Origin of the sequence: Kineothrix sp. IPX-CK, assembly GCF_039134705.1 — a bacterium.
Taxonomy (GTDB): domain Bacteria; phylum Bacillota; class Clostridia; order Lachnospirales; family Lachnospiraceae; genus Kineothrix; species Kineothrix sedimenti.
Genome location: NZ_CP146256.1, coordinates 4,108,347 through 4,128,222, shown reverse-complemented (window position 1 = coordinate 4,128,222; position 19,876 = coordinate 4,108,347). Strand labels below are relative to the sequence as shown.

At 45.6% G+C, this 19,876-nt stretch carries 15 protein-coding genes and 1 pseudogene; 11 read left to right on the top strand and 5 right to left on the bottom strand.

The annotated features are described in order from the left end of the window. The first annotated feature begins 2 nt into the window (after positions 1-2). The 4 genes from whiA (at position 3) to fba (ending at position 3,427) form a co-directional block, all read left to right on the top strand. Entirely contained in the window at positions 3-947 is a 945-nt protein-coding gene (gene whiA, locus V6984_RS19560; RefSeq protein ID WP_342757274.1) for a DNA-binding protein WhiA, read from the top strand. A gap of 15 nt (positions 948-962) precedes the next feature. Further along, a complete protein-coding gene (locus V6984_RS19555) occupies positions 963-1,226 on the top strand; it encodes an HPr family phosphocarrier protein (protein ID WP_031392143.1) in 264 nt (87 codons plus the stop codon). Positions 1,227-1,462: 236 nt separating this feature from the next. Continuing rightward, the gene (locus V6984_RS19550; protein ID WP_342760057.1) at positions 1,463-2,389 is read left to right on the top strand and encodes a diacylglycerol/lipid kinase family protein; all 927 of its coding nucleotides are present in this window, start codon (positions 1,463-1,465) and stop codon (positions 2,387-2,389) included. 174 nt (positions 2,390-2,563) lie between these two features. Further along, positions 2,564-3,427: a class II fructose-1,6-bisphosphate aldolase gene (fba, locus tag V6984_RS19545; RefSeq protein ID WP_342757273.1), complete on the top strand. Its 864-nt coding sequence runs from the start codon at positions 2,564-2,566 to the stop codon at positions 3,425-3,427. 432 nt (positions 3,428-3,859) lie between these two features. On the opposite strand, the gene V6984_RS19540 is transcribed toward fba, so the two are convergent. Continuing rightward, positions 3,860-4,381: a peptidylprolyl isomerase gene (locus V6984_RS19540; RefSeq protein WP_342757272.1), complete on the bottom strand. Its 522-nt coding sequence runs from the start codon at positions 4,379-4,381 to the stop codon at positions 3,860-3,862. Between the two features lie 90 nt (positions 4,382-4,471). Here V6984_RS19540 and V6984_RS19535 point away from each other — a divergent pair, with 90 nt between their 5' ends. The 3 genes from V6984_RS19535 (at position 4,472) to V6984_RS19525 (ending at position 8,314) form a co-directional block, all read left to right on the top strand. Further along, entirely contained in the window at positions 4,472-5,323 is an 852-nt protein-coding gene (locus V6984_RS19535) for a GNAT family N-acetyltransferase (RefSeq protein WP_342757271.1), read from the top strand. Positions 5,324-5,502: 179 nt separating this feature from the next. Beyond that, a complete protein-coding gene (locus V6984_RS19530; RefSeq protein ID WP_342757270.1) occupies positions 5,503-6,600 on the top strand; it encodes a helix-turn-helix transcriptional regulator in 1,098 nt (365 codons plus the stop codon). Then, on the top strand, positions 6,587-8,314 hold the full coding sequence (locus V6984_RS19525) for an ABC transporter ATP-binding protein (protein WP_342757269.1): 1,728 nt from the start codon (positions 6,587-6,589) through the stop codon (positions 8,312-8,314). Before V6984_RS19530 ends, V6984_RS19525 begins: the two co-directional genes overlap by 14 nt. Positions 8,315-8,383: 69 nt before the next feature. On the opposite strand, the gene treC is transcribed toward V6984_RS19525, so the two are convergent. Both treC and treP read right to left on the bottom strand, forming a co-directional pair. After that, on the bottom strand, positions 8,384-10,042 hold the full coding sequence (gene treC / locus V6984_RS19520) for an alpha,alpha-phosphotrehalase (RefSeq protein WP_342757268.1): 1,659 nt from the start codon (positions 10,040-10,042) through the stop codon (positions 8,384-8,386). A gap of 92 nt (positions 10,043-10,134) precedes the next feature. Continuing rightward, a pseudogene (treP, locus tag V6984_RS19515) lies at positions 10,135-11,538 on the bottom strand (PTS system trehalose-specific EIIBC component); the annotation flags it as partial. Between the two features lie 199 nt (positions 11,539-11,737). Between treP and treR the strand changes: the two are divergent. Together treR and V6984_RS19505 are read left to right on the top strand one after the other, a co-directional pair. Beyond that, entirely contained in the window at positions 11,738-12,460 is a 723-nt protein-coding gene (gene treR / locus V6984_RS19510; protein WP_342757266.1) for a trehalose operon repressor, read from the top strand. 146 nt (positions 12,461-12,606) lie between these two features. After that, positions 12,607-13,587 (top strand): ArsR/SmtB family transcription factor, encoded by a 981-nt coding sequence (locus tag V6984_RS19505; RefSeq protein ID WP_342757265.1) that lies wholly within the window; start codon positions 12,607-12,609, stop codon positions 13,585-13,587. 85 nt (positions 13,588-13,672) lie between these two features. On the opposite strand, the gene V6984_RS19500 is transcribed toward V6984_RS19505, so the two are convergent. Together V6984_RS19500 and V6984_RS19495 are read right to left on the bottom strand one after the other, a co-directional pair. Further along, positions 13,673-15,181, bottom strand: a complete 1,509-nt coding sequence (locus V6984_RS19500; protein ID WP_342757264.1) for an alpha-N-arabinofuranosidase — start codon at positions 15,179-15,181, stop codon at positions 13,673-13,675. A gap of 19 nt (positions 15,182-15,200) precedes the next feature. Further along, positions 15,201-17,141: a glycoside hydrolase family 127 protein gene (locus tag V6984_RS19495; protein ID WP_342757263.1), complete on the bottom strand. Its 1,941-nt coding sequence runs from the start codon at positions 17,139-17,141 to the stop codon at positions 15,201-15,203. A gap of 265 nt (positions 17,142-17,406) precedes the next feature. On the opposite strand from V6984_RS19495, the gene V6984_RS19490 reads away from it, so the two are divergent. Next, positions 17,407-18,375, top strand: a complete 969-nt coding sequence (locus V6984_RS19490; protein ID WP_342757262.1) for a glycoside hydrolase family 43 protein — start codon at positions 17,407-17,409, stop codon at positions 18,373-18,375. A 20-nt stretch (positions 18,376-18,395) separates the two neighbouring features. Then, a complete protein-coding gene (locus V6984_RS19485) occupies positions 18,396-19,868 on the top strand; it encodes a glycoside hydrolase family 43 protein (RefSeq protein WP_342757261.1) in 1,473 nt (490 codons plus the stop codon). The last annotated feature ends 8 nt before the right edge of the window (positions 19,869-19,876 follow it).

The following is a 19,876-nucleotide window of genomic DNA, read 5'->3' as shown; positions in this document are numbered from 1 at the left end:
TTATGTCTTTTTCCGCGGAAGTAAAAGAAGAATTATCAAGGAATGTAAGTCCGTCCAGGCATTGCCAGCTGGCAGAACTGGCGGCGATTATCAGCTTCTTTGGCAAATTAGAGGGCAGTCCGGAATCGGATATGAGGCTCTGCCTTCAGACAGAAAATGAGGCAGTTATCAGAAAGGTCTTTACATTATTGAAGAAAACCTTTAATATATATACTGATATCGCTTTTAAAGAGCTTTTGGAGGAGTATAGAAATCATACATATATTACGTTGTTTACGGGAAGAGAACGGGTTGATAAAGTTCTTCAGGCTGTTAAAATGTATGAGAAAAACGGAATTCGAAAGGCTACGGAGAACGGAGTAAATCCGTTGTTAATCAAAAATTCCTGCTGTAAAAGGGCATTTCTGCGGGGAACTTTTCTTTGCACGGGTTCCATGAGCGACCCGGAAAAAAGCTATCATTTAGAATTTGTCTGTTCCTATGAAGAACAAGCTGTTCGCCTTCAATCTCTGATACAGAGCTTTCAAGTGGAGGCAAAAATCGTAATAAGAAAGAAATATTATGTGGTGTACTTAAAAGAAGGCGCCAGCATAGCAGATTTATTAAATATCATGGAAGCCCATGTTTCCCTTATGAATTTCGAGAATTACAGGATTATAAAGGAAATGCGAGGTTCCATAAATAGGAAGGTAAATTGCGAAACGGCTAATATTACCAAGACGGTAAACGCATCATCCAAACAGATAGAGGACATCCTCCTGATTAGGGATCATTATGGATTTCAGAATCTACCAGATAACATAAGAGAAGCGGCACAAATAAGATTAGAATATCCGGATGCAACATTAAAGGAATTAGGACAAATCTTAGAACCTCCGGTTGGAAAATCGGGGATGAACCATAGACTTAGGAAATTAAGTGAGCTGGCTGACAGGCTTAGAAGTTAAAAAGGAGGAGACGTTATGATTGAGAAAGTGATGAAGATTCAATTGCCTACAGGGTTAGAGGCTAGACCGGTGGCAGTATTGGTACAGGTGGCAAGTAAGCATGCCTGCTCCGTTTACATTGAATCCGAAGGAAAAAAGGTGAATGCGAAGAGCATCATGGGTATGATGAGCTTAGGGCTTGATAGCGGTGAAACGGTAACGGTTATTGCCGACGGTCAGGATGAGACGCAGGCAGTAGCGGATATCGAAGAGTATTTATTAAAAGGAAAAGTAAGCTAAAATTTCATATATGATCCACGGCAGTCGCCGAACGGGCATGCTAGCTTGACCATTTGGCTCGTTGCCTCCATAGAGAATAATGACTTAACGCGGAGCATCTTAGGATGCTCCGATTTAGTGTTACAGTTTAACCTTTGGCTAAGCTGTGACATGATGTACACAAAATGCGATAAAACTTCATTTTGACGCTTGCAGCTTTCAACTTTGTGAAATTTAGGATTGAAAAGGGGAACGATATGACTGATAAAGAGATGCTTTTTGTATTTAATCCCCGTTCGGGGAAGGCGAAGATTAGAAATAAGCTCCAGGACATCATAGACGTATTCGTTAAGGCCGGATATGAGGTTGCCGTATATCCCACGCAGTGCGAGGGGGACGCGGTATGTGCAGTTCAGAATAAGAAGGACAGATATGACATTCTCGTTTGCTGCGGCGGTGACGGCACATTGGATGAGGTGGTAAACGGTATGCTTCGCAGCACAAAACAGATTCCTATCGGCTATATTCCGGCAGGCAGCACCAACGATTTCGCGGAAAGCCTCGGAATACCCAAGGATATGCTGAAGGCGGCACAGGCCATCGTAAAGGGGAAGGATTACGCTTGTGATGTAGGAGCTTTCAATAAGGAAAGCTTTGTCTATATTGCGGCGTTCGGACTTTTTACAGACGTGTCCTACGGGACCAGTCAGGATGTGAAAAATGTGCTCGGGCATATGGCGTATATTCTGGAAGGAATGAAGAGAATACCAAGCATCAAATCCTATAAGCTTAAGGTCAGATACGACGACGTGACACTGGAGGAGGAGTTCATCTTCGGTATGGTGACCAATTCCATTTCGGTGGGAGGCTTTAAGCGGATTACCGGCAAATATGTGGAACTGGATGACGGGGAGTTCGAGGTGACCTTGATTAAGATGCCTTCTAATCCTTTGGAACTCAATAATATTATGGCGGCCCTTTTGAACCGGAATATCAATACGGATTATATGTATTGTTTTAAAACGTCGTCGGTTACTTTTGAATCCGATAGTGAGATTCCATGGACCTTGGATGGGGAATTCGGCGGGAATCATAAAAGTGTGAGCATTCATAATATGAAACAGGCGGTGAGAATCAGGGTGCCGGGAAAGAATGCGGCCAGGATAGAAGGGCCGGTAAAATAGAGACGGATTCGAATGATAACGCTTTTTTAATCGGGGGATTGTCTGAAAGATGCCTGTTTTCGCATTTTTCCCTATTTTACACATTTTTTATAGCTTTAATGTTTCCTTTTTGGCGTGAATGGGGTATAATAGGTTCGGTGAATTTGATAAATTTATTATATGGAGGTAAATAAAATGTTAGTTTCAGCTACAGAAATGCTTCAAAAAGCAAAAGCCGGCCATTATGCGGTAGGACAGTTCAACATCAACAACCTTGAGTGGACAAAAGCAGTTCTTTTGACAGCTCAGGAAAACAATTCTCCTGTTATTCTCGGTGTATCCGAAGGAGCAGGAAAATACATGGGCGGATATGATACGGTAGTTGGCATGGTGAACGGTTTGATCAAAGGCTTGAATATTACAGTTCCCGTTGCTCTTCACTTGGATCACGGCAGCTACGATCACTGCTATAAGTGCATCGAAGCAGGCTTTTCATCCGTAATGTTCGACGGTTCTCATTATCCGATCGCTGAGAACGTAGAAAAGACGACGGAATTAGTTGCGGCGTCTCACGCAAAGGGAATCTCTATCGAAGCTGAAGTTGGTTCTATCGGCGGAGAAGAAGACGGCGTTATCGGTGCAGGTGAATGTGCGGATCCTCAGGAGTGTAAAGCGATTGCTGACCTCGGCATCGATTTTCTGGCAGCAGGTATCGGCAATATTCACGGCAAATATCCTGAAAATTGGCAGGGACTTTCCTTCGAGACATTGGATGCTATCCAGAAGCTGACAGGAGACATGCCTCTCGTTCTTCACGGCGGTACGGGAATCCCGGCTGACATGATCAAAAAGGCTATCTCTCTCGGCGTTGCTAAGATCAACGTTAATACGGAATGCCAGCTGTCCTTTGCAGCGGCTACACGTAAATACATCGAAGAAGGAAAAGACCTTCAGGGCAAAGGCTTCGACCCTCGTAAGCTTCTCGCTCCGGGCTTTGAGGCTATCAAGGCTACCGTTAAAGAAAAAATGGAGCTGTTTGGTTCTGTAAACAAAGCTTAAAAGGCAAGCTTCGGCTTAAAAACCAAGCTTCAGCATAAGGAACAAATTTTAGTTAAAAATATGCTTCGGCTAAGAACGAGCCGGCATCGAATTTATGGATTCGATGCCGGCTCATTTTATAGTTCTTATAATAAACTTATAAAAAGGTATATTACCCCTGAAAAGGGAGGATGCCAAGTAAAGAAGTCTTTACTTGGCACTTATTATGAAAAAGTTATTTAATAAATCAATTAACTGTTATTGGCTTTTTTGTTCTTGCTGTATCTTATATTGATAGTATAGCTAAAAGAAATGTCTAAAGAATGTTGTGGAATTGAAGTTTTTTTAAAATAAATATGAATAAACTATGAACGAGAAGGCACAAAAGTGCCAATCTCGTCCAACAATTTGAAAGATATTAAATTAAATTACTGAAAACTTCTTGAATAGTATTTAAATTTTCTGGGGTTCGGGATAAACTTCTCCGAAGGTTTCGACAGTAACCGTTTTCATGATCTGAGGGTCTGTCGGACGATCGGAGCGATCTGTGTTCGTTTCAGCGATTTTATTTACATATTCCAATCCCTCAATTACTTTTCCGAACGCGGCATAAGAACCGTCAAGGTGAGGAGAATTCTTATGCATAATGAAGAACTGCGAGCCTGCGGAGTCGGGGTGCATGCTTCTCGCCATAGAGAGAACTCCCTCCGTATGCTTCAGATCATTGGCAACACCGTTCTGGTTGAATTCGCCCTTGATGCTGTAGCCCGGGCCTCCCATTCCAGTTCCTTCAGGATCTCCGCCCTGAATCATAAAGCCGCGGATAACTCTGTGGAAAATGAGTCCATCATAAAAATTCTTGTTAATTAAGCTGATAAAATTATTAACGCTTTCGGGTGCGATTTCGGGATATAACTCCGCCTTGATTACGTCGCCGTTTTCCATAGTAAATGTAACAATAGGATTTTGTGCCATTGCTTTACTTCCCTTCTGTGATAATTTGTTTTATAATATTTGCATGTTTTATTCTAGCCTATAATGGACGGATAGTAAATAGGGGGAGATATGTTAAAGGAAATAGTTTTTCTTGTTGCTGATGAGAGCCAGATACTAGCGATAGAGCAAATGAAGAGGAACTTCGGCGAAGACGGTGACAGGATCATTATAGAAAAGCCGCCGCATACAGAAGGCGGACAAGCAGCGTATGATAAAGAGAATGCTTTGTTCGTGACGGACAAAGAGGAGACTTTGCAGGCGTTAAAACAAAGCGGATACTATGTAATCGTTCTCTTGCACGAAGGAAACAAGGAGCAGGACTTGTCGGCGGCCCTATACGCGATAACAGATATCGAGGAGCTTACCTTCGATTCCTTTGCTATGGCGTACATGCGCTTGTCGGGGAAGCCGTGGACAATTCTGGAGACGAAGCGATGTGTCATCAGAGAGATGACTGTGGAGGATGTGGACGCTTTTTACCGAATATACAAGGAACCGTCCATTACATTTTATATGGAAGATTTATTCAAGGAGCCGGAGGAGGAGCGGGAATATACCAGGGAATACATAAAAAAAATCTATGGATTCTATGGCTATGGTCTCTGGAGTATTGTCGGTAAGGAAAGCAAAACGATCATCGGGCGGGCGGGAATCAGTTGGCGGGAAGGCTTTGATATCCCCGAGCTGGGTTTTGTAATTGCCGTTCCTTATCAGCATAAAGGTTATGCTTATGAGGTTTGTCATGCCATCCTCGAATACGGGAAAGTGGAACTGCGATTCGAGGAAGTACAGGCTCTGATTAAAAAGGGAAATGAGGCCTCCGTCAGGCTGTGTACAAAGCTTGGTTTCGTGAGAAGGGACAGTGTAGAGGACAAGGGGAAAGCGTATGAGAGGTATGTGGTGGAATTAAACAATATATAAAATTATACTAACAGTAAAAAAATAATTTTACTATTTTTACAGTAAGTATCTTCCAATGCACGTAAGAGAACTTTATAATAATGCTGTGAGAATCGAAAAAGCGAGAAGCAAAAAGCTTTTCAGCATAAGTTCATGTCCACCAAAAGCATGCAGAACGTGGAGAAAGGTAAGCTATTATTATGAAAATCACAATTGGTGAAAACATTCGTCATTACCGAAAGGAGCTTTGTCTGACACAGGAGCAGTTAGCCGAAGCGGTGGGAGTTACTGTTGGAGCAGTATCGAAATGGGAATCCGGCTTTTCCAATCCGGATATCGGAATGCTTCCAGAGCTGGCAGATCTTTTTGAAATATCCGTGGATGTACTTCTGGGATACCAGCTCAATTGCAGAACCATGAAGCTTGCGGCGGAGAGGATTTACGAGCTTCGCGTTGCCAGAAAAATCGAGGAAGGGATTTCGGAAGCCGAGAAAGCCCTGCAGCGGTATCCTAATAGCTTCGATGTCGTTTACCAGAGCGCCGACCTGTTTCAGTTGGCAGGGGTGGAAAGAAACGATAAATCGGCGCTGCATAAGGCACTTGAGCTGTATGGACGGGCATGTGGGTTAATTTCGCAGAATACTGACGAAGGGATAAGTGAGCTGTCGCTTCAGATCAACATAGGCCAGGTATATGTGGCGCTGGGAGAGATAGAGCCGGCTCTGGACACTCTGAAAAAGTATAACGCTTGTGGAATTAATAACGGGCTGATCGGGATGCTTCTTTCTCAAAGCGAACGGTGCGAAGAGGCACTTCCGTATCTTTCTGAGAATCTTGTGGACTGCGTAATGGGACTATTTCAAACGATAATAGGTCTTTGCGGCTGCTTTGACAGCAAGGGTGATGAGAAACAGTCAATAGAAGCCTTCCTTTGGCTGTACGGAGTATTGGAAGGACTGAAACTTCCGAACAAGGTATCCTATCTGGATAAGATGCAGGTCATACTGCTTTCCGGCTGTGCGCAGGTTGCTGCAATAATGAACGATGTAGAAACTGCGGAAGAATATTTAAGGCGGGCGGTGGAGATGGCACGAGCCTTCGATGCTTCGCAGTCCTTCGATAACATGCAGGCTTACAATATTAAAAATATTAAATTCTACTATGGAAAGACCCATACTGTCGGTGATAGTTTCGGCGAGACCGCAATGAGCGGCATTGAGAAGGCTCTGACTTCGGATGAAAGAACGAGACCGATTTTCACCAAACTTTGGAGGAAAATTGAAAATGAAGAAAAATAATGAACTTGTCACGCACCGCAAAGAATTTACCAAGCAGTTTTATAGACATAACAAATGGAGCTTCGTCGCCGCAATAACCGCCTCGGTTTTGACAGCCTTAGGAAACCTGGTGGTTTCATGGCTGATGCAGCAAATCATCGATACCGCGTCGGGAGATGCCGGAACATTTTCGCTTTTGCAGCTTGCCATGATCTTATTGGTTATCGTTTCAGGTATTGTTATGGTTTCGGTTCTGGAATATTATGTCCGTCCTCTATTCATAAAGAACGCCATGCGGCAATACAAGGATTATGCGTTCGAGGAAATGGCAAAGAAGAATATTAATGCCTTTACCGGCGAGAACACCTCCATATATATTTCGGCGCTGTCCAACGATGCCACCAGTATTGAGAACAATTATCTTGCCAAAATATTTACGCTGGTTCAGGAGCTGCTCATGTTTGCAGGAGCCTTTGCCCTTATGCTGTATTACAGTCCGTTTCTGACACTGGTAGCCTTTCTGCTTTCCTTCTTTCCGGTAATTGCCTCTGTTCTTACGGGAAACCGTCTCGCAATGCAGGAAAAACAGGTCTCTGATAGAAATGAGAGTTTTATCGGAATGATAAAGGATATGCTGTCCGGATTTTCCGTCATTAAAAGCTTTAAGGCCGAACGCGAGGTTTTCCGGCTTTTTGCTAAAAGCAATTCGGCGGCTGAGGAGGCCAAATGCAGGAGGCGAAGGACGGAAACCGTCATTCAGACTATTGGATTCGTAGCCGGTATCATAGCGCAATTCGGCGTGTTTTTGTTCGGAGCATATCTGGCCCTTACCGGACGTGGTGTTACGGCGGGTGTAGTCATTGTCTTCGTACAGCTCATGAATTATGTGCTTACACCTATTGCCGATGTACCCCAGATTCTCGCAAACAGAAAGGCTGCGTATGCTCTGATCGACAAGCTGGCTGCCGCCATCCGCTCCAATGTCCGCAAGACCGGAGAAGAGATGGAGCCTGTACTTGCACGCGGGATAGAGCTGAAAGGTTTGTCTTTTTCCTACGAGAAGGACGCTCCTGTGCTTCAAGGAATCGACATATGCTTCGAGGCGGGCAAAAGCTATGCCGTCGTAGGAGGATCGGGAAGCGGCAAGTCCACGCTGCTCAACCTTTTAATGGGAAGCAGAGAGGACTATGAAGGGGAGATTCTGTTTGACGGCAGTGAGCTTCGTGAGATAGCATCCGCTTCGCTGTACGACATCGTTTCCATCGTTCAGCAGAACGTTTTCGTGTTCAACAGCACTGTGAAAGATAATATCACGATGTTCAGGGAATTTACGGAAGAGGAGCTTCGCGATGCGGTGAATATGTCCGGTTTAGCCCCGTTTATCGCCGAGAGGGGAAAGGACTATGCCTGCGGAGAGAATGGGAGCGGACTGTCCGGCGGCGAACGCCAGCGTATTTCTATCGCCCGCTGTCTGCTTCGCGGTACGCCGGTGATGCTGGTGGATGAAGCTACTGCCGCTCTCGATGCGAAGACAGCCTTTGCCGTGAGCAATTCTATTCTGGATATTTCGGGCTTGACGCGCATCGTCGTAACTCACAGACTGGAGGAAGCGTTACTTCGTAAATACGATAAAGTCTTTGTCCTCAGGAACGGAATGGTGGAGGAGGAAGGAAGCTTTGCAGAGCTAATGGAGAGAAAAGGCTTCTTCTATTCATTATTTACAGTATCGCAATAGTTTGAAACAAACTGAAAAGCCGGATAAATTGATATGCAAAACGCATTCAATCCGTCCGGCTTTTACCGATTAAAATTTTTCGAATAGTAAGCTTTCGTAAGGGCGAAGTACCTGCGGTATGCCGGCCTTCGTTTCTTCATAGTTACCTAGAAGGAGTTTGTATTTATCCGTTTCCAGTTTCGCCGTATCGAGAACAACCGGTTCTTTGCCGAGATTATTTAATACAAGAAGCTCTTCTCCGGATGCGCTTTCACATTCCATATATCTGCGATAAGCAAATAAATAAGGTGTTTCCTCGAACAGAAAATCGATTTTTCCGTCAGCTATCGCCCGTTTTTCCTTGCGAAGCCGAATCAGCTTTCTGTAATAGGCGAGAATGGAGGCTTCATCTTCTTTTTCCGCTTCCGCATTGATTTGCTTGTAATTATTCGTTACGCAAATCCATGGCGTTGTCCCGGAAAAACCTGCATTGGGTTCTGACGACCATTGCATGGGGGTACGGCCGTTATCCCGGGATCTGGAAGCGAGAATCTGAAGAGCTTCTTTCTCTGTCTTACCTTCCTGAAGCAGTATCTCATAATAGTTCAGACTTTCCACATCTCGATACTGCCCGATATGGGTAAAGTAAGGATTAGTCATACCCAGCTCCTCTCCCTGATAAATATAGGGAGTGCCGCGCAGAAGGTGTATGCTGGCGGCCAGCATTTTAGCGGATTCTTTCCAGTAACGTCCGTCATCTCCAAATCGGGATACGATTCTGGGCTGATCGTGATTACACCAGAATACCGCATTCCAGCCACCGTGTTCCTGCATACCGAGCTGCCATTGCCTGAACAGCCTTTTCAAAGCCTGAATATCCGGCGGCATCAATTCCCACTTGTTCCCGTCCTTATAGTCCACCTTAAGGTGATGGAAATTAAAGCACATGGATAATTCCCTTTCGTCAGGGTTGGAATACCGTATACAGCTCGCGATAGACGTGGAAGACATCTCTCCCACCGTAACCATATTCTCGATTCCGGCATCCCTTACAATCTCCTGCAAGAACTCATGCACATGGGGCCCGTCGGTATAGAAATGCCTTCCGTCTCCTTCCGTATCATCTTCATAAACCTCCGGCTTGGAAATCAGGTTTACCACATCAAACCGGAACCCTTTGATGCCCTTTCTCTTCCAGAACCGCAGAACCTCCTTCAGCTCTTCTCGTACATTAGGATTTTCCCAATTCAAATCAGCTTGAGTTCTATCGAACAGATGCAGATACCACTTTCCCAGGTTAGGGACATATTCCCATGATGGACCTCCGAACTTTGATTCCCAGTTAGTAGGAATGTGTTCAGAACTTCCGTCCTTGAATATATAATAATCCATATATTCCTTCTCGCCCTTTAAAGCACGCTGAAACCATTCATGCTCCGTAGAAGTATGATTAAACACCATATCCAGCATTACCCCAATGCCGCGTCCATCCGCCTGTGAAATCAATTCCTCCAGGTCCTCCATATTACCGAAGGCAGCATCCACGCTGCGGTAATCAGCGACATCATACCCATTGTCCCGCTGGGGCGATATGAAAAACGGAGTCAGCCATATGTAATCCACGCCAAGGTATTGTAAATAATCCAACTTATCTATAATTCCGCGCAAGTCCCCAACACCGTCTCCATCAGAATCCATAAAAGACTTCGGATATATCTGATAAATGACTTTGTCATGAAAATCCATCATATAGACAACCATTCCTTTCTCACATTCTGTTTCCGATACTGGCAATTGTGATGCTCGTGACCTTTGCCAGTTTTATAAAATTACGTTGTTCCTTTTTTCTTTCCCAAAATAGCAGTCAAAGTAAAGGGTACTGCAACAGCGATTGCCATACATACAGCAAAAGAGAGCATATACTTAGGCTGTATGGATAGAATCCCCGGAAGACCTCCCACGCCGATAGCATTAGCCGTAGTTCCGGTAGCCACACAAACAATTGCCGCCAGGGCAGATCCGATCATCCCGCAGATAAAAGGAAACATATATTTCAGGTTAACACCAAACATAGCCGGTTCCGTGACTCCTAAATAACAAGAAATACAAGACGGCACATTTACTTCCTGCGCTTCTGCATTTTTTTTCTGAAGCAGCATCATCCCAAGAACTGCAGACCCTTGTGCAATATTGGAAAGTGCGATCATCGGCCACAGCATCGTTCCGCCATAATCAGCGATAAGCTGTAAATCGATAGCATTTGTCATATGATGTAAGCCGGTAATAACTAAAGGAGCATATACAAAACCAAAAACAGCTCCGAAAATAACTCTAAACGGACCGGTGATTCCCGCATATACTACGCTGGAGATAACAGAACCTATTTTCCATCCGATAGGTCCTAAGACGAAGTGTGCAGCCATAACTGCCAGTACGAGAGAGCAGAACGGCACTACAATCATCGATACGGCCTGCGGGGAAACCTTCCTGAAAAACTTTTCCAGATAAACGAGTGTAAAGGCAGCCAAGATAGCCGGAATAACCTGGGCCTGATAACCGATCATATTCACTTTGATAAAACCGAAATCCCAAACTGGAATATCCGCTGCAGCCGTGGACGCTACACCATAGGCATTCAGGAGCTGACCGGAAACCAGCGTCAGTCCAAGCACGATGCCGAGCATCTGTGTCGTTCCCATTTTCTTCGTTACCGACCAGCAGATACCTACCGGGAGCATATGGAACACGGCTTCGCCGATGAGCCAGAGGAAATGATCCAGCCCTGCCCAGAACTGGCTGATGTCACACAGCGTCTTCGTGCCGTTTTCAAAAAGATACAGGCTGTCAATACAATTTCGAAAGCCCAGAATAAGACCGCCGACAATAATGGCAGGAATGAGTGGGGCAAAGATTTCCGATATTGCCGTTACGATTTTCTGCAGTGCGTTCTGATTCTTCTTTGCAGCATTTTTGACATCGTCTTTGGACACGCCTTCCACACCGGCGACCGCAGTGAAATCGTTATAAAAATCAGCTACCGTATTTCCTATGATGACTTGAAACTGTCCGGATTGTGTAAAGCTTCCCTTTACCGCTTTCATTGCCTCAATCGCCTTGATGTCCGCCAGTGACGGGTCGTTAAGGGCGAAGCGCATGCGCGTCATGCAATGCGACACGGCTGCAATATTTTCTTTTCCCCCGACCAGCCTCAAAAGTTCTTTTGCGTCATTTTCATACTTACCCATAAGTTTCCTCCTTGCAACTTGTTTAAACAAGTATCTTGTAATATTCTTATACCACACTTGTTTAAACAAGTCAACTTCTATTTGCTTTTTATTTCATTCTATTATGATTACTTTGATATTTTTCCGTTTCTTGACTTCCTGCCGTTATGATTTATAATAAGTAGAAAATGAACCATGGTAAAGGAGAACACAAGGATTTATGCCAAAGGCTATATATCAATCCATTTATAAGGATCTAAAATCGAAAATAGAAAGTCAGGTGTATCTGTTTCAGCAGCTTCTCCCTTCTGAAAATATGCTGGTGGAGTCCTACGACTGCTCCAGAAATACGATAAGAAGGGCAGTTTCCATGCTGGCAGAGGAAGGCTATGTACAGTCTCTTCACGGAGTGGGGGTCCGCGTGATTTATCAACCGGTCCGCCAGACAACCTTTACCATAGGGGGAATCGAATCCTTTAAGGAATCGGCACTTCGAAACGGCTGTGAGCACTCTACTATGGTAGTGCAGTTTACCGAGCTGGTCGCGGACAAGCATATTCAGGCGAAGACCGGCTTTGCGGCAGGCTCCGAGCTGTATTACATACAGCGCGTCAGGTATCTGGACGGAAAGGCGCTGATTTTCGATATCAACACCTTTTTAAAATCCGCCACTCCTGGACTTACGAAGGAAATCGCGGCCCATTCTATCTATGATTATATCGAGGATGAGTTGGGGATGTCCATTGTGACCAGCAAAAGAATCATGACGGTAGAGCGGGTTACGGAAATCGACGAGAAATACTTGAATCTGAACGACTTTAACTGCCTGGCGGTCATCAGCAGCCAGACCTATAACGCGGACGGGCAGATGTTCGAGTTTACGCAGTCCAGACACAGGCCGGACTATTTCTGCTTTCAGGATACTGCTACAAGAAGACATTAAATTATTATGATAATCTTTATTTACTTGTATCTATTAAGTTGTATTACTTTTATGCAGTAATTATTGACTAATTATTCTAAAATGATATAATAAAATGTGTAATATTTTAATTTAATCTAAAACATGAAGAGAAATTGGAGACGACTATGCTGCATATCAAATCTCTGGATGAGGGACTGGAAATTTTCAAAGCGCTGGGTTCTGAAGTCCGGATAGAAATTATAAAGATTCTTTTGGAAAATCATGGAATGAATATGAATGAGCTGGCAAGCAGGCTGAATATTACTAACGGTGCGCTCACCAGCCATATTAAGAAGCTGGAGGACTGCGGACTGATCAATGTGTCCAGCGAATCCAGAGGACATGGCAACCAGAAGAAATGCTCCGTGCATCTGGATAAGATATTGATCGATATGGATTCTCAGGAGGATTTTAAGAACGTATACCAGACCGATTTAAAGGTAGGGCATTTCTCTGATTATAAGGTATATCCAACCTGCGGACTGGCTTCCAATACTGCGATCATAGGAGAAGTGGACGATACCCGCTATTTCGCTCATCCGGATAGGTACAATGCAGATATTCTCTGGTTCACGAGAGGATATGTGGAGTATGTGATTCCCAACTTCATTCCCTTTGAACAGAAGATAGACCAGATAACCATATCTCTGGAGCTCTGTTCGGAAGCGCCGGGAGTAAATGACGTGTGGCCTTCGGATATTTCTTTTATACTCAACGATAAGAAGGTGGCGATGTGGACCAGCCCCGGAGATTTCGGCAATGTAGGAGGGATATTCACGCCCGACTGGTGGTATCCGAACTGGAATCAGTACGGCCTGTTGAAAATTCTTGTTATCAATAAAAAGGGTACCTTCATCGACGGACTTCAGGTATCGGATGTATCTACCAAGGACTTCAATCTGGACTACCGCAGCACGATGAAGCTGAAACTGGAGGTGGAGGACGACGCGAAGCATGTGGGAGGTCTGACCATATTCGGCAAAACCTTCGGCAATTACAATCAGGATATTTCCGTTCGTATTAATTATAGTCCGATTATCGTTCCCGAGGCGGCGAAACAGGAAGCGGTCAAAGCGGCTCTGGAAAACGAGACGAATGAAGTATAAACATATTATGCTAAAAGACATCCCCGGCAAAGCGAAGATTTGTGCTCTGCCGGGGAATATATTTTAAAAGATTTTTATTTGTATCTTATTTAGCAAGTCTGATAACATTCCAGGAGCACTTCTTCATAGTTGCAGTAAAAGTGCCGTCCTTCAATTCATAATCCGTCCTGTTTTTAGGAGAAACCTTTTCACCTGTTATAGAGTTGGCAACCTTCATATCGTCGCTTTCAAGAGCGAGATATTCGAGAACGCGGTAGTCCTCGAAACATTTTACGTCGGCTTCGAACAAAGCGTCTTCTTTCACGTTGCGGTTTACAGCAAAAATGGTCACTTCATCTTTTTCCTCGTTATATACGGCGATGGACTCCACGTCGGTAACGTCCTCATGGGTCTTGCTGTCGTGTTTTGTAGAATTCACGATGCTGTGAAGAGCTGTGCCCCGTCCGTATTTGGAAGCGTGAAGGAACGGATAGTAAATGGACTGCTTCCAGGCGCCGCCGTCATTCTCTGTCATGATAGGCGCGATTACGTTGACGAGCTGTGCCAGACAAGCCATTTTCAGCCGGTCTGCATGCTTCAGGAAAGTAATCAGGATAAGACCTACCAGGATGGCGTCCTCAAAGCTGTAGATATCCTCCAGCAAATGAGGAGCTATCTGCCACGGACGTTCCTTCATCTCTTCGCTGTCGCTTTCTGTGGAGTGGAACCATACATTCCACTCATCAAAGCTTAAATTCAGAGTCTTCCTGCTGCGCTTTTTTGCCTTGATATAGTCGCAGGTAGCGATCACAGTGTGGATGAAGCGTTCCAGGTCCTGAGTTTTTGCGAAGAAATCCTCGGTATCGTTTTCTGCATTTCCGTAATAATTATGAAGGGAAATGTAGTCTACATATTCATAAGTTTCCTCTAGCGTCGCTGCTTCCCATTCGGGGAAGGTGGGCATTTCAACGTTTGAACTTCCGCAGGATACCAGCTCGATGGAATCGTCCATAGTCTTCATGGCTTTTGCGGTTTCTGCTGCAAGCCGGCCGTATTCCGCCGCTGTCTTGTGTCCCATCTGCCACGGGCCGTCCATTTCGTTGCCGAGGCACCAGGTCTTGATGTTGTAGGGCTTAGCTGCGCCATGGCTCTTCCGGAGGTCGCTGTAATAGGTATTGGTGTCCAGATTGCAATATTCCAACAGATTCAGCGCGTCGCTGATGCCACGGGTGCCGAGGTTAACTGCCATCATAATGTCGGAACCGGCCTTTTCTGACCATTTCGCGAATTCTCCCAAACCGAATTCGTTGGTTTCCAGAGTGCGCCATGCGAGATCCAGACGAGGTTTCCTCCCGGCCTTCGGACCTACGCTGTCCTCCCAGTAGAAGTTGGATACGAAGTTGCCTCCGGGATAGCGGATGATCGGAACCTCCAGCTCCTTCACCAGCTCCAGAACGTCTTTGCGAAAACCATCTTCGTCTGCCGTTTTGTGTCCGGGCTGATAGATGCCGTTATAAACGGCACGGCCAAGATGTTCGATGAAAGAGCCATACACGCGCTTGTCTACCTCTGCAATCTTGAAATCCTTGTCAATAATCATTTTTGCTTTTGCCATTCTTTGTTCCTCCTCTAAATTAGTTATTATAATATTTTACCCAGACGGACATTTCTCCGGCTCCCCGGTTGCTCCAGTAGCAGTAAGGAACGAATTTGAGGAGTGTCTCCTCGAAGGAAGGCGGGTCTTGAGAGTACAGCCCTTGTCTGTTTTCTTTCATAGAAGAAATTCGCTTTCCCTTTGCCGATATGGTACATGTTCCGCCGAGCAAAGCACTGTCATATTCTTCCTGCAAAGGTGCAGTGGTATCGACATAGAGATTTGCAAGCTTATTGCCGTTGTCCTTTTCCTCAAGACAATATACGAGAGGGCCTTTTTCGACGGCAACTTTGCCTGCGTCTGCCCTTACGCTGGGATGCGCATAAGTGAAATGAGCGGGTATGTCGAAGGTGATCTGAATATCGGTATCCTTGAAGCTGCCCTTTAAATAAGCGTAGCCGTCTTGTAATTCAGAGGATGCTTCTTTGCCGCCGATTTCTATCTTATAGTTCAGTGCATAGGCGGGGACATGGAGTGCGATAGTAGAATCGCAGCTTCTGTCCGAGCTTACGTGAAGGTTTACTTTTCCTTCAAAAGGGAAGCGGGTGCTCTGGGTTATGGTCAATGTGCCTGTCTCGGAGGTCAGGGCAGCCTTGCCTGAAATGAACATGTTGACCCACAAATCGCCGTCCTTTTGGAAGTATACATATTCCCCCAGACTGGCGAGAGTTCTTGCGATGTTGGGTGGACAGCAGGCTACGCCGAACCATTTCTGGCGCACGGGCTTCACGTGCTCCATGGAGGTGTGATCGAGACAGTTATCAGGCCACACTTCCAGCGGATTCACATAGAAGAAGCTCTTGCCGTCCATGGCGATTCCGGCTAATACAGTATTATACAGCGCACGTTCCATTGTATCGATGTACTTGCCGTTCCTGGTAATCTGTGCCATCCTGCGGCCGAACAGCGCAAGGCCTATGGATGCACAGCTTTCACAGTAGTTGGAATCATTGGGAAGATCGTAATCTGTGGTAAAACGCTCGTAGGCGCCGGAGCTTCCGATGCCTCCGGTTATATACATTCGTCTTTCCACGATATTGTTCCACAATCTTTCACATGCTTCTAAAAGCTCTCTGTCGTCATAAGCTGCAGCCAGATCGGCCATAGCACTGTACATATAGGTAGCCCTTACGGAATGGCCTTCGGCGGTGTCCTGCTCCCTTACCGGCTTGTGGCATTGGGAATACTTGGGCAGAAAAGCGTTTCGATCCTTGAAAATATCTATCCAAAGAGGATTCTTATGCTCCGAAACAAGATAGTTGGGTTCAGTGCCTCTTCTGTCGATAAAATCTTTTGCCATATCCATATATTTCTGCTCGCCGGTCACCTCTGCCAGCTTGATCAACCCGATTTCTATCTCCTGATGTCCCGGTACGGCCCGCTCATATTCCTCGGTATGGAATACATCGCAGATCAAATCCGCGAATCTTCTCATGATTCCTAAGAATTTATCCTTGCCGGTCACCTTATAATAAGCGACAGCGGCCTCCAGAAGGTGTCCTGCCGTATACAGTTCGTGCCCTTCGCGCAGATTCTTCCAGCGGTGCTTAGGAGCAAGGATGGTGAAATAAGTGTTGATATAGCCGTCGGGCTGCTGCGCCCGGCCGATTAAGTCTATGACCTCATCGGCGGTCTCCTCAAGCTCTCTGTCGGGCTGGTAGGACAGGGAGTAGGCTACGGCCTCCAGCCATTTGGCTACGTCGGTATCTTGAAATACGGCGCCTTCGAAGGTTCCTTCCTTTAAGCCGGCAGCTACCTTGAAGTTCGAGATGCAGTGACTGGGCTCGGCGTCGGAGACGCGGTCATTGAGTGCTTCCCACTGGTAAGGGATAATTTGGCTGGTTACCAGATGGGTATATTTATTCCAGAACGGGTCGTTCAATTGTGTGTTTTTTAAGGGGGAAAGTTCTAATTTTTCCACGTCGACAATTACTCTCCTTTCAAAAAGATGGTATTTTTATTCTCGCAACGACTTGCTGTGATTATAGCATGTTATGTGAGGAGAGTAAATAGAAAAGAGAGTGATTATGTAAAGTAATTTTAATATATACATAAGTAATGAAAATATTTTGTGAAGTATATATGAAAAAAATAAAAAAATGGGTTGATTTATAGACATAAATTTTATATAATTTAGATGCAAATAAAATAATTTAAATAAAAATAAACACAGGAGTGTGATAGTTATGAGAGAGGGTAAAGGTAATATAGAAGATATTTACAATAAGCCTTGGATACTGCAAAGGGCGGATCCGTATGTATACCGGCATGAGGACGGGACTTATTATTTTACGTCTTCTATTCCGGCTTATGACGGAATCGTGATTCGTAAGGCGGATACGCTGGCGGGACTGGCGCAGGCGGATGAAGTTGAAGTGTGGCATATGCATGAGAACGGGGTTATGAGCCATCATGTATGGGCGCCGGAACTTCATTATGTTAATGGGGCCTGGTATATTTATTTCGCAGCGGGAGAGGCGGAGGCTGTCTGGAACATTCGGCCTTATGTGCTGGAGTGTAAGGATGCCGACCCGTTAACGGGTACGTGGACGGAGAAGGGGAAGATGGGGAGAGCGGATGAGGATGAGTTTTCTTTCGAAGCATTTTCTCTGGATGCGACGGTGTTTGAGAATAAGGGGAAATATTATTACGTGTGGGCAGAGAAGGTGGGAGTAGGCAAGCAGATTTCCAATTTGTATATCGGAGAAATGGAATCGCCCTATAAGCTTCGGACGGTTCAGGTGCTGCTTACTACACCTGATTACGATTGGGAGAGGATTGGCTTCTGGGTCAATGAAGGACCGGCTGTCATAAAGAAGAACGGAAAGATATTTCTGACATATTCTGCATCGGAAACGGGTATTGCATACTGTATGGGAATGATGACGGCGGATGAGGATTCTGATTTGCTGGACCCTTTGTCGTGGAGAAAGGAAAGGCATCCGGTTCTTCAGACAAAAGAGGAAATAGGAATTTATGGTCCGGGACATAACAGCTTTACTGTGGATGAAGAGGGCAATGATATACTCGTATATCACGCTAGAACGGAAAGTGAGATCGCAGGTAATCCGCTTTATAATCCGAACCGTCACGCAATGCTCATGAAGGTTAAGTGGGACGAAGAAGGAAGACCTGTATTCGATTTCGGTGAATGATAATAAGGGAGGTATGATAAGTGAAGCATGGGCAAAAGTTAATATCGGTCGTGCTGCTTGCGGCGCTGACGGCGGGGTGCGGGCAGGCGGAGGAGAATTTCGGCGATCTTCCCCTCGTATCCGCGGAGGAGACGAAGGTATCCTTTAAGAATGTTTCCGTCCACGATCCGTCGATAGTGAAATATGATGGAACTTATTACATATTCGGTTCCCATCTGGCGGCGGCAAAGTCGGATAATTTAATGGATTGGACTCTGATAGGCAGTGGGGTGACGAAGGGGAATCCGATCATACCGGATGCCATAAGCGAGATGCCGGAGGCGTTTGAATGGGCGCAAACTGACACTTTTTGGGCTCCGGATGTGATACAATTGGATGACGGCAGATTTTATATGTATTACTGCAACTGCGAGGGAAGTTCACCCTTGTCCTGCTTGGGACTGGCGGTTTCCGATAATATAGAAGGGCCTTATAAGGATTTGGGGATTTTCCTGAAATCCGGCATGGTGGGCGAGCCCGGTGAAAATGGCGACACTTATGATGCGACCAGGCAGCCCAACGTAGTTGACCCCTGCGTGTTCTATGATGCAGAAGGAAAACTGTGGATGGTTTACGGCTCTTACTCGGGAGGGATCTTTATACTGGAGCTGGATAAAAATACCGGACTTCCTGCCGAATCGGGCTATGGCAAACAGCTGTTAGGCGGTAATCATCTTCGCATCGAGGGTGCGTACATACAGTATAATCCTGAGACGGAGTACTATTATATGTTCTTATCCTTCGGAGGTCTGGCTGCAGACGGAGCATATAACATAAGAGTGTGCCGGTCCAAGACGCCTGACGGGCCGTATTACGACAGTCAAGGTCAGGATATGATCGAATGCACAGGTCCTGATGGAAGCTTTTTCGACGATAGAGCGGCAGAGCTTTATGGCGTAAAGCTGATGGGCAATTATAAATGGACCTGGCACGAAGGAGAAAACGGGGAGAAGAGAAAAGGAATCGTTTCGCCGGGGCACAATTCCACCATTTATGATGAAGAAAGCGGAAAATATTTCATCATTTTCCATACCCGCTTCGAGAGCCAGGGAGAGAATCATGAGGTACGCGTACACCAGATGTTCTTCAATGAAGAGGGGTGGCCGGTAATTGCTCCTTACCGTTATGCGGGCGAGACTGCTGGTGAGTTTGAGAAAAAAGAGGCAGCCGGTATATATAAAGTGATCAAGCACGGCCGCCAGATTACCACTCAAATGAAAGAATCTGTAGACGTTACCCTGCACTTTGACGGAACGGTGACCGGAGCCTATGAAGGAAGCTGGGAACTGTCGGACGGAAATCATCTGAAGATTACGCTGGGAGAGGACAGCTACGACGGCGTCCTCTGCAAGCAATATGATGAGTTCGGAGAAAAATATGTAACAGGCTTTACTGTGCTGTCCGAAGACGGCGTAGCCGTCTGGGGAAGCGGGCTGGCAGCAGTAGAGGAATAGAGGAAGAA